Genomic DNA, 14,998 nt, shown 5'->3' on the forward strand with positions numbered 1-14,998 from the left:
TGATTAGTGTTACTAGTATAGCACGTTTAACATTGTGCCGAACTCAATGGATGTTTTTTAAGCATTAAAAAACAGCGAAGTGAATAAATCACTCGCTGTCAGTTAAATATTAAATGTTTTCGCTAACGTTATTAAAGTACTCAACGGTCATTTGGCCATTGTCCCAGACAAACTTGCTGACACTACCATTTAAAGTAGATTCGGCCACGTTGATATCTTTATTCCACTTGCTAACCATACTGCGGATGAGAGTCCCGTGAGTAGCAATCAAAATATTATCACCATCGTTAGCATCGGCTAAAACTCGGTCAATACCTGGTTGCAACCGAGCCCAAAATTGTTCGTTGGTTTCAGCGTCACCGTAAGGATCAGCGGCCGCAATCATATCCTTGGAGCCTTCAATAGTATTAGCGGCAATGATTTCATTGAAGGAATTTTGGCCTAACGGACCACCTACAATATGCCAGGTATTAGTATTGTCATTACCTTCAAAGTAACCGAAGTTTTCTTCGCGAAAGGCGGGTTCAACAATCGGGGTGTCTAAGTCACTAGGGTTTTCTTTTAAAATAAGTTTACCAGTATGGATGGCACGAGGGGAATTACTACTATATGCCCGGTCAAATTTAACCTTTCTTAGTCGTTTGCCGGCATCAATGGCGTCTGCAATTCCTTGGTCCGTCAAGGCTGAATCAGCCACTCCTTGAATTCGGTGGTACTTGTTTAAGTAAGTTTGTCCGTGACGGACACAGTATAATGTGATTGCCATAAAAATCCTCCTATATGTTTGCTATCAAAACGCTTACATTGTACCATAAGGCTCCCGTTTATCGCAAGTATACCAATTTGGTAACCGGTTACACGCTTTTGCCAAGTAAAGTCATTTGTGCTAAACTATTATGTCAAGTTAGAGGGGAGACAGATGATGACTGATAAGGTAAAAGCACAAGAACAGGCCCATTTGGACGAAGTAATCAGCAAGGTTCGAGCAGCTGAAAAAGTGGAAGAACAAAAGGGTAGCAAAGCTAAACAAGACGTTGATGAAATCAACCATAATTTCTACAATGATGTGCGGCTGAAAACCACTACTTATAGTGGCATGATGGAAACCGCCTTGACGATTCGCCAACAACAGCAAATGTTGACTGAACGGCAAACCCGTCAGAGTTATGCTGCTAAGCAGTTGGCTACCTTGCAAAAAATGGAAATTAATCCGTATTTTGCCAGATTAGATTTCCATGAAAATGGCGAACAAAACGCCGAAACGATTTATATCGGGATGGCCTCTTTTACCGACCGGCCAGATCACTATTTGATTTACGACTGGCGGGCTCCCATTTCCAGTATTTATTACGATGGTGGAATCGGTAAAGTTACTTATCAAACTCCTGCAGGAGAACAAACCGTTGACGTCAAACTCAAACGCCAATTCCAAATTGCTGACGGTGAAATTAAAACGGTCTTTGATACTGAAGAAGTAGTCGGCGACCAAATGCTACTAGATGCGTTAGGTAACCAATCCGATACTAAAATGAAAAGTATCGTAACTACCATTCAAAAAGAACAAAACCAAATCATTCGAGATACCAGATCTGATTTGTTATTCGTTCAGGGGGCAGCTGGTTCTGGGAAAACAGCGGCAATTTTGCAACGGGTGGCGTATTTGCTGTACCAATACCGCGGTAATTTAAATTCAGCACAAGTGATTTTATTTTCACCTAACCAGCTTTTTAACGATTACATTAACCAAGTGTTACCGGAATTAGGCGAACAAAACATGGTGCAGATGACCTTTTATCAATATAGTTCTCACCGACTACCTAACATGCAGGTAGAAACTTTAGGAGAACGGTTTGACGAACAGTTTAACCCCGAAAAAAAGGCGGCTACCACTATGAAGGGCAGCCTGCAATACTTTAAAGCAGTCACTGCCTACGCGAACCACTTAAATAAAGAAGATATGCGATTTAGAAATATCGTCTTTAAGGGCCGAGTGTTGATTTCTAAGGAAAAAATCGCTGAAATCTATTATGGTTTCAATGAAAACTATAATCTAAGAAACCGATTGGACGGTACTAAAGAAGCCCTACTCAAGATTTTAAACCGGAAAATTCACGTAGAAATGAAAACTGATTGGGCGGAAGAAGCAGTCCAAAACTTAACTAAAGAACAAATTCAACGAATGCATCACGATGCCGAAACTGAAATTCAGGATGCCGACAAGGAGTTTAATTTCTTGGCACGAGCGATCGTAACCCAGGCCTTCCAAAAGGTGCGGCGCCAAATTGTCCGGAACCACTTCCTAACGATTACCCATCAATTTGTGCACTTTTTAAGAAGCGTACCTCAAATTATTAATCTGCAAGATTATGGATTAACCAGAGAAGAATGGCTGGATAATGTGGCCAGCGTAATTGAAGACATTAAGCAAAACAAGCTGGCAATGGCTGATGTAGCCCCATACTTGTACTTATATGATTTGATGACCGGTAAACGGGGTCAAAAAGATATCAAATACCTATTTATTGATGAAGTGCAAGATTATAGTGCCTTTCAGTTGGCGTTTTTGAAGTTTAGTTTTCCGCGGGCTAAATTCACGTTGCTGGGAGATTTAAACCAAGCCATCTTTACTCATGAAAATAGCCAACAACTACTAAATGAGTTAGGGACCATGTTCGATCAAGCCAAAACGCGGGTAATTCAGTTAACTAAGTCGTATCGTTCAACCGCTCAAATTACTAACTTTACGAAGTACTTACTCACTGATGGTGCCGCCATCGAAGCGTTTGATCGGCCAGGGGAATTACCGCAAATTCACGTGGCAGCTGACGAAGCTAAGGCTTTAGAAGCCGTTAAAAGTCAAGTGGCCTCTAACCTAGAAATCCATGAAACGACTGCTATTATTGGTAAAACTTTAGCAGAATGTGAGCGCATCTTTGAATTGTTGAAAGCGGCCGGAGTTAGATCCACTTTGATTCGTACCGAAAATCAACGGTTAGTAAATGGTGTGATTATCGTGCCATCTTACTTAGCTAAGGGACTAGAATTTGATAGTGTGGTAATGTGGAATGCTTCTGCGACTGAATATCCGGATGATGCAGATCGGCAATTGGTGTACACGATTTGTACGCGGGCAATGCATCGCCTAACGATTGTTGCCATTGAACAACTTTCACCGTTATTTAACGGCGTCCCTAAAACAGAATATGAATTGATTACAGATTAAAAATTCGGAACCTATTTAGATTAGGTTCCTTTTTTGTGGCTAAAATCTCAATAGTTGACTTCCCTAATGCTAATCGGTAACGTTAATAATAGAAATTAATGGAGAGAATAATATGATTAAATCAATGCAGTTTACTCCGGAATGTCAATTGGTTGATGTATTTCAGCCGGATGAAACCGAAAAAAAGCACCTTCAAAAACACTATGGAATGACCGATGAAATGTTTGGGTATGCCTTTGATATTGACGAACGAGCTCGAATTGAATCAGCAGATGATACCCCGTTAACGTTAATTGTTTATGACGTTGTAGTTTCAAAGGACAGTGATGGTGAGAAGGATCCAACCGCGCCAATTACATTTGCTTTAGATGGAGAAACGTTGGTGATTTTTTCAGCACCAATTAATAGATTTGTAGTGGAACAGTTGTTACTTGAACAAACTAAGTTACAAGCTAAGCATGCTACGGCGTTACAAGTAATGCTTCACGTGATGTACAAATTATCTGGTCGGTATTTTGACGTGATTCACGCTATTGATAAGCGCCGGCAACACCTCCAAAAGAACTTAAAAATTAAAACTAGTCGGGATTCCATTACTCAGTTGATGGATTTACAAACTAACTTGGTGTACTATTTGACTTCACTGCGTTCTAACACTTCTGTGGTGGCAGATATGTCTTATTCTAGAAATTTTCAAGTTTCTGAAGCAGATAAAGAGTTGATTGATGACATTAACGTTGAATTGCGTCAGGGGCTAGAAATGGCTCAAATGGCCAGTGAAGTGATTGCACACTTGTCAGATGCATACACTAATGTATTGGACAATGATTTGAATAATACAATGAAATTTTTAACCGTAATTTCAATTTTAATGGCAATTCCAACCATTATTTTCGGATTTTTTGGACAAAATGTGGATTTACCGTTTTCCCACGCTAAAAGTGGTTGGCTAGCTACAGTTTTGGTAGCAATTGTATTTACACTGCTTGTGGGTGTCTTAGTCAAAATGCATGATTTCAACAAAAAATAAGTTCTATGAAACCGATTTCAATGTTATAATTATTTATTACTAATAAGCTGAGGTTGTTGTGAATCATGAATGATTTAATTAATTACTATTCATTTGACAAAGACGAGTGGAAACATTTTTATGAAAAGAAAACGGTTCCCCTCACTGCTTCAGAATTACGGAGCATTAAGGCGTTTAACGATAAAATTTCACTCCAAGATGTATCTGATATTTATATTCCGTTAGTGCACCTGTTATCGCTACAACTAAACAGCTTTAACGACTGGCAAGAAACTAAGGCTAATTTTTTACATAAAGCAGCCCGCAAAGTGCCATTTATCATTGGGATTTCTGGAAGCGTGGCGGTGGGCAAATCTACCACCGCCCGTTTACTAGAGGAATTGTTAAGTTATTATTTTCCGGAAAATAAAGTCCAACTAATTACCACGGATGGTTTTTTATACCCGACAGCAGAACTGAAACGTCAAGGAATCATGGATCGTAAGGGCTTTCCAGAAAGTTACGATATGGCAGCGTTGATTAACTTTTTAAATAACGTCAAATCCGGCGTTTATAACGTGAAGGTACCGGTTTATTCCCACCAAGTCTATGATATTGTGCCAGGAGAATTTGATATTATTGATCAGCCCGACATCTTGATTATTGAGGGAATCAATGTTTTACAATTACCAAGCAACGAACAAATTTATGTGAGTGATTTTACTGATTTTTCGATTTATGTAGATGCCGATGCTAATCAAATTCGGGAATGGTACTTAGAACGATTCGGTAAATTAATGGAGACGGCGTTTCAAGATCCGCAAAACCATTACTATAAATACGCCCAAGGTAACCGGGCCGAGGCGTTTGCAATTGCCAATAATGTTTGGGATACGATTGATTTACCTAACTTGGAAGAAAATATTTTACCGACTCGCAGTAGGGCCGACATGATTATGCATAAAACTAAACATCATATTTTTGATAAACTTTATTTACGCAAATATTGATGAATGTTTGTCTTTTATGAAGATGTATTGACCTCGGGACTAAAAATGGATAGAATAGTAATATTAAATTTGAAAGGGTGGACCTCTTGGCAAACGTTGACTTATCAACATTCGATAAAATTTTAGTGCTAGACTTCGGTAGTCAATATAACCAATTGATTACGCGGCGCATTCGTGATTTAGGCGTATATTCTGAACTTAAGTCTCATAAAATGTCCGCAACTGAAATCAAGGCAATGGCTCCTAAAGGGATTATTTTCTCTGGCGGACCTAACAGTGTGTACGATGATGGTGCTTTTCATATTGACCCAGAAATCTTTAACCTAGGGATTCCAATCCTGGGAATTTGTTATGGGATGCAATTAATGGCCTACGATCTTGGTGGGACAGTTGAAAAAGCAGATAACAGTGAATATGGACACGCCACCATTAAGATTACTAATGATGGCGCTCGTTTATTTGAAGGCTTACCACGGGAACAAACCGTTTGGATGAGTCATGGCGATTTAGTTACTTCAGTACCTGAAGGCTTTGAAGCCGTTGCAACTAGTGAATCTTGCCCAATTTCAGCAATGCAAGATACTAAGCGCCAATTCTATGGTGTTCAGTTCCATGCCGAAGTTCGCAATACCGAATATGGTATTGATATCTTGAAGAACTTTGCGTTTAACGTTTGCCAAGCCACTGCTAATTGGTCAATGGATGATTTCATCGACCTTTCAATCCAAAAAATCAGAGATACCGTTGGCGATAAAAAAGTATTGCTCGGCCTTTCTGGTGGGGTAGATTCTAGTGTGGTTGGGGTCTTATTGCACAAAGCAATTGGCGACCAATTAACTAGCATCTTTGTAGATCACGGTTTGTTACGGAAAAACGAAGCGGAACAAGTAATGGATAGTTTAGCCGGCAAATTTGGATTGAACATCGTCCAAGTGAACGCGCAAGAACGGTTCTTGTCTAAGTTAGCCGGAGTTAGCGATCCTGAAAAGAAACGTAAGATCATTGGAAATGAATTTATCCAAGTTTTCAACGACGAAGCCCAAAAACTAGAAGGAATCGATTTCTTAGCTCAAGGGACTTTGTACACTGACGTGATTGAAAGTGGGACTGACACTGCGCAAACCATTAAGTCTCACCATAACGTTGGTGGATTACCAGAAGACATGCACTTTGAATTGATCGAACCGCTTAACACCTTATTTAAGGACGAAGTTCGGGAATTAGGTGAAAAGCTCGGAATTCCTCATGATTTAGTTTGGCGGCAACCATTCCCAGGACCTGGTTTGGGAATTCGGGTAATCGGTGAAGTGACTGAAGACAAACTTGAAATCGTTCGCGAAAGCGATTGGATTTTACGTGATGAAATTGCTAAAGCTGGCTTAGATCAAGAAGTTTGGCAATACTTTACCGTCTTACCTGGTTTCAAGAGTGTCGGTGTCATGGGTGATGGTCGGACTTACGACTACACCATTGCTATTCGGGCCGTTAGTTCCATTGACGGTATGACTGCTGACTTCTCTAAGTTACCATGGGACGTTCTACAAAAAATTTCAACCCGTATCGTAAACGAAGTAGAAGGGATTAACCGCGTAGTGTATGACGTTACGAGCAAGCCGCCTTCGACAATTGAATGGGAATAACTCCCCAAAAGATTCTATTGGATCATATAGGATCGTATCAAAGACTGACGTTAATTTGTCAGTCTTTTTTGTTTGCAATAATCTATTTAAATTCGATAGAACTCGATGAAATTGTGGTACATCTTGTGGTACAAAAAATATTTTGAAAAATGTACCACAAACGAGCTTAATTTTTAATATCATCTTCCACACCACTGAACAGATCTAAAGCTCCGTCTTTAGAAGCCCTAGTATAATCAGCGGTTTGCTGGATATTAGCATGACCCAACCAGTGCATGGTTTCCGTGTTGGACATTCTGTTAGCCATAGCACGTGTAGCAAAATAGTGGCGCAACAAGTGAGGGTGAACTTTAATTCCTGAACGTTCTGATAATCGCTTCATTAAGGTAGAGGGTTGAGCGGGGTGGTATGGTTTTGCAGTTGTTGGATTGAGCCACAAAAAATGATCTGGTGTAACTTCCATGCCTTTATTTTTTAAAATGCTGTCAGAGTATTCAATGGCTTCTTTGATCATATCGACAATTTCACCATAAACCCAAATGGTCCGATAAGCAGAGGGGGTCTTTAATGGGCCACCTTTTTTAGCCACTGTAGTTCTACCAGTTTCAAAAGTAATTGCACAAATTTCTCTTTTGGCTTTTTCATCATACTCAAATTTAAAAGAAGATTTTTTTAATCCCATCAGTTCAGAACGTCGTTCACCTAGAGTAAGCATATAGATCATGCAGTAGTTGTATCTAGTAAGATGTTCTTTTGCACAGCTCATAAATTTTTCATAATCTTCTTTAGATAAAGATTGGCTCTTGGGTGATTGGCCGTTAATGTTCATGTGGCGAAGCTTATTTTTAAAAATAACGTCATTAGTTTCAGCGTCATTCATGATCATTTGCATAACGGAATCAATGCGTTTGATAGTGAGTTCAGCAAGTCCTTTGGTACTAATGTCATCTAAAAACGCCTGATAACTCTGGCGGCTAATGTCTTGAAGATTATCTTTGCCAAACGGTTTTTTAAACCACCTATTATAGTAGTTTTTCATACTTCTGGCAGTAATTGGACGCCAAATATTTAGTTTAACCTTACGTTCATAGATACTAGTGAAGTAGGCGTCTAAAGTGACGTTTCTACCCTCAATTTTGCCAACTAAGCCATTAGCAAGGTCAACTTCAAAGCGTTTAAGCGCAACGTCGGCATCACGCCAACTTGAAAATCCAGATTTTGTCCACTCGGAAAACTTACCGTTAGGTTTTTTATATCTGGTTCGCACGCCATAACGCTTGCCTTTCTTAGTTTCATATACATAAATGTTTGGGTGCTTTTTCATCGGTTCCCAATTTCTCATTTTGATTCCTCCATAATTCATGATCGGTTCTTGACTATGCCTAGTTTTAGGGGTACGTATGTTCTTTTGGCTTCAAAAATAAAACCCCAAATGGGGTATTATTTAGTATTTGATCATAAATCTACGGCCACAATCCATACATACAGAACGATATTTTTTACCATGACTACCGTTAAAACCAGCTATGCTGCCACCAATGATTCCTTTAGTTAAAGAAAAAGCGTGGCGCTTGTTATCCAAAATTTGGATATTAGTAGACTTACATTTGGGACAATGTGGTACTTTTTTGGAAATATGTTTTTTCTTTTTGGCTTCTGCTTTTTGTTGTTCCAAAACAATTTGCTGAGCTAAGGCCTTACTGTCTTTTTCTTTTTGCTTAGCCTGTTTTTTGATTTCTTTTTTAGATACCGAAATATTTTCGGCTGGATCGCTTACTACAGCCTTAGTATGTATAACCTCATGATCTTTATTTGCACTGTGATTATTGTTGCTTGAGCTATCCACCCATGACGAAAAACGATCACTTAAAGGTTTAAACCACCAAGTTGCAAAGCCACTTATTAAGCCGGCTGTAAGGCCTACATGATGAATACCAGTAAACATACTTACAAAAAATCCTAAAAAACCAACTAGACAGAATATGATAACGCCGTTAAAGACTTCGCCATGCTTATTGTTGCTGGATTCTTTTTCATTATTTTCCATAGTAATTACCCCTTTTAAATGTTGTTTTTGCTTCACTACGTTAAATAGTAAGCAAGTTAGTACACAAGATAGTACGCAAATTAGTGTGAGAGTTGTACGAGACTTGTACGCAAATTAGTGTGAGAGTTGTACGAGACTTGTACGCCATTATATAAACTAAACTAAACATAAACTAAACTAAATAAAATAATACTTTGTCATCGCTTAGCAGCGTGACGAAAAAATTTCTAATACTTTCTTTTTGTTTCAACCAATCTACCGGCTATAAGAATTTCGTTCATTTGAGATCCGACAAAAACTCTTGGTTGGTAAACAGGGTTAGAAGCTGTCAGCACGATTGAATCTTTTGATTTGGTGACATGTTTTAAAGTACCTTCTTCACCGTCAACGATGATTGCACAAATATCACCATTGTTAAATTCAGGAGTTCGCTTGATTAAAGCAAAGTCACCGTCATAGATACCGTCACCAATCATAGAATCACCAGAAACAACAAGCCAAAAATAATCATGACCTCCACCAAGATCTTTCTTCAATACGCTTTCAACCCCTTGATAATTTTCAAGTGCTAGACCGTTCGGACCAGCTTTGATAGTTCCGACTACCGGAACTTCAGTGAAGTCAGTGGGGGAGGTGGGAATGATATTACTTGCGGTATTATATTTATCTAGCAATTTATCGGTAGTTATTCCGTATATTTCAGCAAGTCTAATTATCATTTCGGAACTTGGTTCTGATTTGCCATATTCCCAATTAGCATAGGTTTGCATGTTTTTAAGGCCCAATTTATTAGCGACTAAGGTTTTACTCCAGTCTTTGCTTTCACGTAGGTTAATTAATTTTTTAGATAACTTTGGCAATTCCTCCATATACAACACCTCTCTGGTAAATAGAATAACATCATTAAATTAAAAATTTAGTTTTTTAAACAAAACATTTAAAAGATATCTTGACTTAAACAAATTATTTAAGTATACTTAATACATAAAGTTAAACAAAATATTTAAAGGTGGTGAAAAAATGGAAATTCCTTTGGTAAAAGAAAACGCTGGTGAGATCTTAAGAATCGAACGTGAGAAACGTGGGTTAAGTCAAGTGTCATTAGCTTCCAAGATGGGGCTTAAAAGCTCGCAACATCTATGGAACATAGAGCACGGGGCTAATAGTTTAACTTTGGAAATGATTGACCAAGCCTCTAAGGCTTTGGGTATTTCGCCAGATATTTTTTTGCGCAATAAAGTTAAACAAAATATTTAAAAAATGACTGAAAGGAGTGTTTTTATGTCACGTGATGAAAAGATCAAGTATTTGATGGATCACAGCAATCTCGGCTACAACATGGCGAAAAAGATTAAAAATGACGCCAGTCAGTTAGCAAAGTATTCCGATGATCAAATTAACAATTTTGTTAAAACCGTTAGGGATTCACGTTCTCAAGGCTTCACTACCGTGTTGCTTTATTAACTTAATTGTATGACGTGTTAAACGCCTATGAAATAACAACTTATGAAAGAAGATGATGGCGATGAACCTAATTACCGTATCAGATCAAGCAGATGTCAGCAGTGTGCTGGCAACAGCCATGGAGCGTTCACATTTAACCACAGTCAAAGCCGGAGAGGTTTTGGGGTATGACCAATCTTCTATTTCCAAAATGAAGTCAGGGAATATGAAGTTAAAAATTGAAGATTTTCCAAGGCTTATGAAGGAGCTGCAGCCGGGAGAAGCGGCGCTATTGTCGTTTAACTTTGCTTCTGAAATAACAGGCCACATGATCCCGTCAACGGTCAGCAGCGAGCTAATAAGGGTTGATCCTTATGATTTAACCGGTCGTGTTGAAGATGAGATCAAACAAATGATTATTGCATTTAATGACGCTGCAGATGAACTAAGGTCAATGCCTAGCGTGGTAACTGATAGGCGTGATGTTGTTGAAGCTTTTAAGCAAGCTTATGACGTTTTTAAATTTTTAACTAATTTCTTTGCTAGTTTGTATAGCACTTATCCAGATGAGAATTGGCAAGAAATGGCTTATAAGCGTGATAGGCAGGTTAATAAGTTTCCGCAAAAAGCAATCTAGAAAGGAGAAAAAATGGCAATTACTGTAAGTGACATTGATGTCAGCACAGACGCATTTTTAGAGCTACTAGCCAACAAGGTTGTGGATAAATTAATGCCGATTGTGGATAAAAAGATTGATGAAAAAACCAAGAATGACGAGTTTTTAACCGCCCAGCAATTAGCCACTGAAGTATTTCATTGTTCAGCGGAAATGGTTACAAATTTTTATCTATATCAGCCCGGTTTTCCAGTGAACCACAAAGGAAGCCAAAAAGTTTTTTCACGCAAAGCGGTTGAGCGTTGGATGTTAAACAGCAGTCAACCAGTTTAAGGAGGATAACAAAATGCTAGAAAGAATTTTTAATTTTGCTTTATGCCTAGCTTTTTATGGATCAATCGTTCTTGTGATTGAACATCGCAAAGCGTTGTTTGACTTTCCCAAAGTTAAAGATATGTGGGAGGAATTAACCAATGATTTTTTCGGAACTGAAAAAAGCACAAAAAAATAGCCCTAAACAACCGGCATTGTCTAGAGCTACGAAGCAAAAGTTAATTGCTTATCAAAATGTTATTACCTCTAATGATAAGCCCAAAATTAACTTATTTCAATATTTTGTTAAGCAAATCAAAGGAGAAAAGTAATGAATATTTCAAATTTTAAAACAGTTGTAGACGTTTCAAGCTTTAAGCCATTGTTAAAAATAACAGGACAACAAGATGGCAATAAACAATTTTTCACCGTCGCTTCTAAAATAATGGGATTAAGTACAGCTTTTAGAAATCATCACCCTTCCTATAAGAGTGTTGAAATCCGGATTAACAAGCAACAACTTTTGTTAATTTTTAAGCGGGAAGTTGAAAAATTTGATTCCAAAACATGGTCAGTTCATAGCACGGGTACAGGATATGCTTTTGGTTCAGATGCGATCGTTAAACAAATCAAAAAAGCCAGTAAGACAATGAACAAAGAAAACCGTTACCGATTTGATGTTGAGCCAATTGGCGACGATATGTACCTCGTAAATATCGATCGTCCAATCCAAGTGTTCAATGCTATCAACCGGCATTAAAGGAGACTTCTAATGACTAATCGTAACGAACCCGTTGCTAAAGAGTGGGAAAGATACATGGATAAATATATCATTCCGTCATTAAATAGCTATGAAACTGAAATGCTAAACGACTTGAAGTGGGATTGGTTTTATAACGGCATTTTAACCACTGACGAATTGAAACAAGTTAAACGTAACTTCTTAAACTTAAATAACCAGCATGAATTGATAAATTCTATTCATCATGTTTATCAAGATCTTTTGAAGTCAGGGAAAGTTGACAAGGATCAAACAGACGAAAGCGAACCCGGATTTAGTTTTGAAGTATATTCGGTTTTCTATCAAATGATTGATGCTGAAGGAGGATTCTGATGGGGCCTGAAGATGGATATTTTCCGGGAGACAACAATTTTTTGTTTAAAGATCCCGTTGATCCTGATGAAGAAGAAAACGATCGCTATTTAAATGGCGACCATGAGTGGGAGGAGAAAAACGAAAGATGATCAACTGTTATGAACACGTTAAACAGCTTGATAACAAAATTCAAAAAGCTTTGGCCAAAGGTAGTTCTGATGGTTATATCGCTGGACTTATGAATCGAAGAAATGTCTGGAAAATCCAGTTAGTAGAAATGGAGGCAATAAAAAATGGACGAAGTTAAAGAACGTTTTTTTCTCAAAAATGATGATGAAGCTGATTGGGCATTTGAAAAGCTGGCAGGGTATAAACGCCAATCCAAACAGTTAGAAAACCAACGAGAAAAATTTGCCAAGAAGTACCAGAAGCGAATTGATGACTGGTATAACCCGCAAAATACCAGCATTCAAGATCAAATTAGTTATTTTCAAGGTTTGATTGAAGAATATCGGCTAACTAAGCCAGACGGAAAGGTTAATGTTCCGTCAGGTAAAACGTCCGTCAGAACTACTAAGAAGTTCATCAAAGACGAAAATGTATTGCTGGCTTACGTTGAATCCAATCACCCAGAATTTATCGAAAGCAATCCCAAAGTTAAATGGGGCGAATTTAAAAGGACGCTTAAGCCAGTAAATGGTAAGGCAGTTGATGAAAATGGTGAAATCGTTGAGGGAATCACTACTCAAGAAGAAACCAAAGTAACTTACAAGCCTAATATGGAAGCAATCGGGTTATCAGAAAGCGAGGAAGAATAATGGCAGATGAAAAATTGCTAAACGCCGCAATCGAAAGCGGAAATATGGAAATGGCTAAGTACCTCATGGAACTCAAAGCAGAGTTTAACAATGGTCTTGCTAAGTTTAGATCCAAAGTAGAAGCCCCTAAGAAAAATGGTCATGCTAATTTTCCAAGTAAAAAAGGTGGAAGAATTAAATACGACTATGTGGTTCTTGATGATTTAATTGCCGCTATTGATAAAGCGATTAAAGATACCGGCATTACTTGGACGCAAGATACAGTTAACGCCAATGGGCTTACCCGTGTGCGTACGGTACTAAGATGCGTAAATGGTTGGTCAGAAGCTAGTAGTTGGACAGAGCTTCCGTCAAAGGGTTCAGCTCAAGACATTGGTAGCGCAATTACTTACGCTAAGCGTTATTCACTAAGTGCGACATTTGGCGTTAGCAGCGATGCAGACGATGACGGGGAACTTGCTACTGAATCATACGAAAACGGCGCTCAAGCACCACGACAAGCACCAAATAAACAACAGCGTCCTCAACCAGTACCTGCTAATTTAGCTGATGAGAAACAACGACAAGAACTAATTGATTTGATCAGAAAATTAGCAGTTGTTGCTGATGTAGAAGATCCAAACATTGTTTTGGAAACGATCCGAAAAAATAAAAATGCTCATGATTGGGCCAACTTAACTAAAACCGACTACTTTGTCATGAAAAAAGAAGTTGAAACTCAACTGATGGAAGCTGAACAAAAAGCTACTAAGGAGGCAATGGCTAATGCTCAATAGGGTTACTTTAACCGGACGGTTAACCAAAGATGCTGACCTCCGTTACACACAAGGCGGCACAGCCGTTGGAACGTTTAATCTTGCAGTTAATCGTAATTTTAAAAACCAACAAGGTGAACGGGAAGCAGATTTTGTAAGTTGCGTCATCTGGCGCAAATCAGCAGAGAACTTTGCCAATTTTACTCATAAAGGAGCGCTTGTTGGGATTGACGGGCGCATTCAAACTCGCAACTACGAAAATCAACAAGGTAATCGGGTTTATGTAACAGAAGTGATTGTTGAAAATTTTGCTCTGTTAGAAAGCCGAGATACTAATTCAAATGGCAACAGCAATCGAAATAATCAAGCAGGCAATCCATATGCAGGCGATCCGTTTGCTAATAGCAGCGATCCATTTGCTAACAATGGTGATCCCATTGATATTTCTGATGACGATCTCCCTTTTGATTAATGGGGGTGTCTTAAATGAATAATTGGAAAGATATCCCCGGATATGAAGATATTTATCAAGTTAATGAAATTGGCGATGTTAGAACAGCTCCAGGTAAAACTACGTATACAAGATGGCATGGTGTGCGTCATTGGAAGGTACGAATCTTAAAACAAAAAACAGATCATCGAAATTATAAGCGAGTTAGCTTATGGAAAAACGGTAAAGAAAAAACCTATCTGGTTCATAAACTAGTTGCTGAAACATTCATTCCTAAAATATCAGGGAAAGAACTTATCAACCACAAAGATGGTAATCCAGCAAATAATCAAGTTTCTAATCTTGAATGGTGTAACTATTCAGAAAATCTACACCACGCATATTTGAATCATTTGAATGAAAAAAATAATGAAATTGTTTTAGTTGATAAAAAAACTACCCAAACTTATTTTTGTTTAAGTTTTTCAGAAGCAGATAAATTTTTGGGGAAGTATAGCGGTTATATAAGCAGAACACTCAAGGCGGGGAAAGTTGAAACAGATAGGTATCAATTCTTCTTACCGGCGAAAACTAATTAG

Annotated in this window: 22 protein-coding genes; 18 read left to right on the top strand and 4 right to left on the bottom strand. The window is 38.3% G+C overall.

Going from position 1 to position 14,998, the window contains the following annotated elements; all coding sequences use genetic code 11:
- Positions 1–109 precede the first annotated feature (109 nt).
- On the bottom strand, positions 110–766 hold the full coding sequence (locus OXT66_RS03005) for a histidine phosphatase family protein (RefSeq protein WP_268595598.1): 657 nt from the start codon (positions 764–766) through the stop codon (positions 110–112).
- 156 nt (positions 767–922) lie between these two features.
- Between OXT66_RS03005 and helD the strand changes: the two genes are divergently transcribed.
- The 4 genes from helD (at position 923) to guaA (ending at position 6,882) form a co-directional block, all read left to right on the top strand.
- Positions 923–3,223 carry an RNA polymerase recycling motor HelD gene (helD, locus tag OXT66_RS03010; RefSeq protein ID WP_268595915.1) on the top strand — a complete coding sequence of 767 codons (2,301 nt, stop codon included), beginning with the start codon at positions 923–925 and terminating at the stop codon, positions 3,221–3,223.
- Between the two features lie 112 nt (positions 3,224–3,335).
- Positions 3,336–4,253, top strand: a complete 918-nt coding sequence (locus tag OXT66_RS03015; protein WP_268595599.1) for a magnesium transporter CorA family protein — start codon at positions 3,336–3,338, stop codon at positions 4,251–4,253.
- 65 nt (positions 4,254–4,318) lie between these two features.
- Positions 4,319–5,242, top strand: a complete 924-nt coding sequence (gene coaA / locus OXT66_RS03020; RefSeq protein WP_268595600.1) for a type I pantothenate kinase — start codon at positions 4,319–4,321, stop codon at positions 5,240–5,242.
- A gap of 86 nt (positions 5,243–5,328) precedes the next feature.
- On the top strand, positions 5,329–6,882 hold the full coding sequence (gene guaA, locus OXT66_RS03025; protein WP_268595601.1) for a glutamine-hydrolyzing GMP synthase: 1,554 nt from the start codon (positions 5,329–5,331) through the stop codon (positions 6,880–6,882).
- Between the two features lie 166 nt (positions 6,883–7,048).
- On the opposite strand, the gene OXT66_RS03030 is transcribed toward guaA, so the two are convergent.
- The 3 genes from OXT66_RS03030 to OXT66_RS03040 all read right to left on the bottom strand — a co-directional run bounded on the left by OXT66_RS03030 (position 7,049) and on the right by OXT66_RS03040 (position 9,798).
- Positions 7,049–8,224, bottom strand: a complete 1,176-nt coding sequence (locus OXT66_RS03030; protein WP_268595602.1) for a tyrosine-type recombinase/integrase — start codon at positions 8,222–8,224, stop codon at positions 7,049–7,051.
- Positions 8,225–8,326: 102 nt separating this feature from the next.
- A complete protein-coding gene (locus OXT66_RS03035; protein ID WP_268595603.1) occupies positions 8,327–8,929 on the bottom strand; it encodes a hypothetical protein in 603 nt (200 codons plus the stop codon).
- 227 nt (positions 8,930–9,156) lie between these two features.
- The gene (locus OXT66_RS03040; protein WP_268595604.1) at positions 9,157–9,798 is read right to left on the bottom strand and encodes a helix-turn-helix domain-containing protein; all 642 of its coding nucleotides are present in this window, start codon (positions 9,796–9,798) and stop codon (positions 9,157–9,159) included.
- A 151-nt stretch (positions 9,799–9,949) separates the two neighbouring features.
- Between OXT66_RS03040 and OXT66_RS03045 the strand changes: the two genes are divergently transcribed.
- From OXT66_RS03045 to OXT66_RS03110, 14 genes are all read left to right on the top strand, one after another.
- On the top strand, positions 9,950–10,186 hold the full coding sequence (locus OXT66_RS03045; RefSeq protein ID WP_268595605.1) for a helix-turn-helix domain-containing protein: 237 nt from the start codon (positions 9,950–9,952) through the stop codon (positions 10,184–10,186).
- 24 nt (positions 10,187–10,210) lie between these two features.
- On the top strand, positions 10,211–10,393 hold the full coding sequence (locus OXT66_RS03050) for a hypothetical protein (protein ID WP_268595606.1): 183 nt from the start codon (positions 10,211–10,213) through the stop codon (positions 10,391–10,393).
- A 61-nt stretch (positions 10,394–10,454) separates the two neighbouring features.
- Entirely contained in the window at positions 10,455–11,009 is a 555-nt protein-coding gene (locus OXT66_RS03055) for a hypothetical protein (RefSeq protein ID WP_268595607.1), read from the top strand.
- 12 nt (positions 11,010–11,021) lie between these two features.
- On the top strand, positions 11,022–11,321 hold the full coding sequence (locus OXT66_RS03060) for a hypothetical protein (RefSeq protein ID WP_268595608.1): 300 nt from the start codon (positions 11,022–11,024) through the stop codon (positions 11,319–11,321).
- 13 nt (positions 11,322–11,334) lie between these two features.
- A complete protein-coding gene (locus OXT66_RS03065; protein ID WP_268595610.1) occupies positions 11,335–11,499 on the top strand; it encodes a hypothetical protein in 165 nt (54 codons plus the stop codon).
- Positions 11,462–11,632: a hypothetical protein gene (locus tag OXT66_RS03070; protein ID WP_268595611.1), complete on the top strand. Its 171-nt coding sequence runs from the start codon at positions 11,462–11,464 to the stop codon at positions 11,630–11,632. Before OXT66_RS03065 ends, OXT66_RS03070 begins: the two co-directional genes overlap by 38 nt.
- Entirely contained in the window at positions 11,632–12,060 is a 429-nt protein-coding gene (locus OXT66_RS03075; RefSeq protein ID WP_268595612.1) for a hypothetical protein, read from the top strand. The genes OXT66_RS03070 and OXT66_RS03075 overlap by 1 nt, the downstream gene beginning before the upstream one ends.
- A 12-nt stretch (positions 12,061–12,072) precedes the next feature.
- Positions 12,073–12,414, top strand: coding sequence for a hypothetical protein (locus OXT66_RS03080; RefSeq protein ID WP_268595613.1), 342 nt, complete (start codon positions 12,073–12,075; stop codon positions 12,412–12,414).
- Entirely contained in the window at positions 12,414–12,545 is a 132-nt protein-coding gene (locus tag OXT66_RS03085) for a hypothetical protein (RefSeq protein WP_268595614.1), read from the top strand. The genes OXT66_RS03080 and OXT66_RS03085 overlap by 1 nt, the downstream gene beginning before the upstream one ends.
- On the top strand, positions 12,542–12,703 hold the full coding sequence (locus tag OXT66_RS03090; protein ID WP_268595615.1) for a hypothetical protein: 162 nt from the start codon (positions 12,542–12,544) through the stop codon (positions 12,701–12,703). Before OXT66_RS03085 ends, OXT66_RS03090 begins: the two co-directional genes overlap by 4 nt.
- Positions 12,690–13,214: a host-nuclease inhibitor Gam family protein gene (locus tag OXT66_RS03095; protein WP_268595616.1), complete on the top strand. Its 525-nt coding sequence runs from the start codon at positions 12,690–12,692 to the stop codon at positions 13,212–13,214. Before OXT66_RS03090 ends, OXT66_RS03095 begins: the two co-directional genes overlap by 14 nt.
- Positions 13,214–13,990: an ERF family protein gene (locus OXT66_RS03100; protein WP_268595617.1), complete on the top strand. Its 777-nt coding sequence runs from the start codon at positions 13,214–13,216 to the stop codon at positions 13,988–13,990. The genes OXT66_RS03095 and OXT66_RS03100 overlap by 1 nt, the downstream gene beginning before the upstream one ends.
- The gene (gene ssb / locus OXT66_RS03105) at positions 13,980–14,441 is read left to right on the top strand and encodes a single-stranded DNA-binding protein (protein ID WP_268595618.1); all 462 of its coding nucleotides are present in this window, start codon (positions 13,980–13,982) and stop codon (positions 14,439–14,441) included. Before OXT66_RS03100 ends, ssb begins: the two co-directional genes overlap by 11 nt.
- A 14-nt stretch (positions 14,442–14,455) precedes the next feature.
- On the top strand, positions 14,456–14,998 hold the full coding sequence (locus OXT66_RS03110; RefSeq protein ID WP_268595619.1) for an NUMOD4 domain-containing protein: 543 nt from the start codon (positions 14,456–14,458) through the stop codon (positions 14,996–14,998).

This window comes from Lentilactobacillus senioris, assembly GCF_026798195.1.
Lineage (GTDB): Bacteria > Bacillota > Bacilli > Lactobacillales > Lactobacillaceae > Lentilactobacillus > Lentilactobacillus senioris_A.